Origin of the sequence: Ilyobacter sp. (assembly GCF_041583315.1) — a bacterium.
GTDB lineage: Bacteria > Fusobacteriota > Fusobacteriia > Fusobacteriales > Fusobacteriaceae > Ilyobacter.
In genome coordinates, this window is the sequence record NZ_JBFHGC010000623.1 from 1 (window position 1) to 1,529 (window position 1,529).

2 protein-coding genes are annotated in these 1,529 nt (G+C 34.8%); both read left to right on the forward strand.

Annotated elements, in window-relative coordinates; all coding sequences use genetic code 11:
* Window positions 1-78 precede the first annotated feature (78 nt).
* Entirely contained in the window at window positions 79-540 is a 462-nt protein-coding gene (locus ABZA26_RS14845; RefSeq protein WP_372715259.1) for a lycopene cyclase domain-containing protein, read from the forward strand.
* A 6-nt stretch (window positions 541-546) separates the two neighbouring features.
* Window positions 547-1,446 (forward strand): prenyltransferase, encoded by a 900-nt coding sequence (locus ABZA26_RS14850; RefSeq protein ID WP_372715260.1) that lies wholly within the window; start codon window positions 547-549, stop codon window positions 1,444-1,446.
* Window positions 1,447-1,529 lie beyond the last annotated feature (83 nt).

Consider the following 1,529-nt stretch of genomic DNA (forward strand, 5'->3'; position numbering starts at 1 on the left):
CCCAGTTACTGGAGACCTAATTTTCTATTTGATCTTGGGAATAAATTGGGCTTTGGACTGGAGGATTTTATTTTTGTAGTGGCTCTGGCTTCTTTTACTTCGACTGTTTATGCATTTGCATTCAGAAAAAAGTATGTAAAAAATCACAGTGAAAATCCAGCATTAATCTTGAAAAGAATCTTTTGCATTTCATTAATTATAATTATTCTGATTGTGCTAACTGTGTGGATTAATATCCCTGTTATATATACGTCTTCCTTTATAATGGTAGTTATACCAGGTATAATAATTTTTAAAAGAGCTGATTTTTTAGTCCCTGGAATTTTTGGGGGAGTTCTTTCAGCAGCGGTATATTTCATTTTATGTCTGATTTTCCACCTGATTTACCCTGGTGTTTTTATTAAAATATGGAATACCAGCTTATTTTTAAATAAATTTTTTATGGGAGTTCCCCTAGAGGAACTGATCTACGGTTTTGGTGCAGGTTTCAGTGCAACAATAATTTATCCATATCTATTCGACTATAAATTTAGGAGCTGATAAGCAATGACTAAAATAAGTTCTTGGATAAAGGCATCAAGACTTCCGTCGCAGAGTTATATATTTTTTCCTCTGCTCTTGGGACAGGGTTTTTATTACAACATAAACGGCTCTCTCAGTATCTCACTTTTTATATTTATACAGATGTTCGGGCTGTTTATACAGCTTTATATAGTATATGCAAATGATTATGCCGATTATGAGATAGATAAAACCAATGATACTTTCAACATCTTCTCAGGAGGATCGAGGGTGCTGGTAGAGAATCTCATAACTAAAAAAGAGATGAAAAACGGGATAATACTTATAATGTCATTAAACCTTATCCTAGGGGTAATTTTAACCCTCGGTTACGGAAGGACAATGAGCATTCCCATGATAGTAACATCCTTCCTTCTGCTGTGGGGATACAGCTATCCCCCTATACGACTGTCCTATAGAGGCGGAGGTGAGATCCTTCAGACGACAGGAGTAGCTATTATCCTTCCCCTGTTTGGATATTATATCCAGGGAGGAACTTTTCAGGGGTTCCCGTGGATATTTCTTCTGTTCTTTTTCCCTATACAGCTGGGATGTGCCATGTCCACAAGTCTTCCGGATTACCCCTCTGACAGAGATGGTAACAAAAGGACCTCTACGGTAATATTCGGATTTGAGAATACTAAAAAATACATTATAATCATAAACTTCATAAGTCTGTTTATTTTTATTTTGGTTGCATGGCTTAAATTAGAATCCTTAAAATCCTATACAGTACTCTTTATTCCGTTATTATCTAATTTATTTTTGATATATATAAATAAAAGATCAAAGATAGCCTCTCACTATCTGGATAAATTTGTCGCTGTCAACATCCTCATAGTCATAAGTCTCACTGCTGGAAATGCAGCTCTGTTGTTTTTTTAGAAAATGATCTCTGATATTTCACCAATAAGAAAAATCCTCCCATGAAGGAAGTATTTTTCTTATTTTGTTTATCTTTTTTTCCC

Excerpts from the sequence above, each read along its gene's own strand:
- ABZA26_RS14850 (WP_372715260.1), top strand. The coding sequence starts at position 547 with ATGACTAAAATAAGTTCTTGGATAAAGGCATCAAGACTTCCGTCGCAG.